This window comes from Virgibacillus carmonensis (assembly GCF_057836705.1).
The window spans coordinates 1-937 of record NZ_JBYQFJ010000094.1; the positions used below are offsets into that span (position 1 = coordinate 1).

A 937-nucleotide genomic window follows, 5' to 3' on the forward strand; every position below is an offset into this window, starting at 1 on the left:
CTTCGCTTTCGCCTTTCCGACTAGCCTTGGAAGCCGTTGCGTTCCCCCTGCCCCGGGAAACAATCCTAGCGTAATTTCCGGAAGGCCGATCTGGATTTGTTCTTCTGCTATCCGCAGGTCACAGGACATGGCGAGCTCACAGCCCCCTCCCAATGCTGAACCATTTAATGCAGCAATCGTAGGAACTGCCAGCCTTTCTAATTTATTCAACGGATGCTGTAAACCAAGTGACTTTTCTTTTGCATAATCAACACCTTTACCAGTCCAATCTGGAAATTCCTTAATATTTCCGCCCGCTACAAACATCTTCTCTCCACCACCGGTCAGGATGACTACTGAAATTGACTCATCTGCTTCAATTTCCCCAATCACTTCTGCCAACTGAAGGATCACATCCCCACTCAGAACATTTACTGGTGGATTATCGATGACAATGGTAGCGATTTTCCTTTGTTTAAACCATGTTACGACCGGTTGTTTCTTCATGTCCAACACCACCCTTTTCGCCATACGTTTTTCTTAACAAAAACTTTTGCACTTTGCCGGATGGCGTTCTTGGCAATTCATCAACAAAGACAACCTTACGCGGCTTTTTATAACTTGCCAGCCGCTCCTTACAATAATCAATCACCTCTGATTCCGTTAGATTGAACCCCTCCTTTTTTACAATAATGGCGCAGAACGCCTCGATATATTTGGCGTCAGGAATGCCAATGATCGACGCATCAACAATCTTTTCCTGTCGCATTAACACATCCTCAATTTCTGCTGCGTAAATGTTCTCACCGCCGCTGCGAATCATATCTTTCTTGCGGCCGGCAATTGTCAAATAGCCATCTTCATCAAAGTTTCCAAGATCACCGGTATAGCACCAGCCATCAATAAAAGTCTCGGCTGTTGCTTCAGGTTTTTGCCAGTATTCACTGGAAACAACAGG

The 937-nt window shown here is 45.4% G+C and carries 2 protein-coding genes; both read right to left on the reverse strand.

Annotated elements, in window-relative coordinates:
- A partial coding sequence (locus AC3G7N_RS20660) for an enoyl-CoA hydratase/isomerase family protein (protein WP_489424044.1) occupies positions 1-486 on the reverse strand: 486 nt, incomplete at its 3' end.
- Positions 455-937: class I adenylate-forming enzyme family protein (locus AC3G7N_RS20665; RefSeq protein ID WP_489424045.1), on the reverse strand; the 483-nt coding region annotated here is incomplete at its 5' end. The genes AC3G7N_RS20660 and AC3G7N_RS20665, both read right to left, overlap by 32 nt.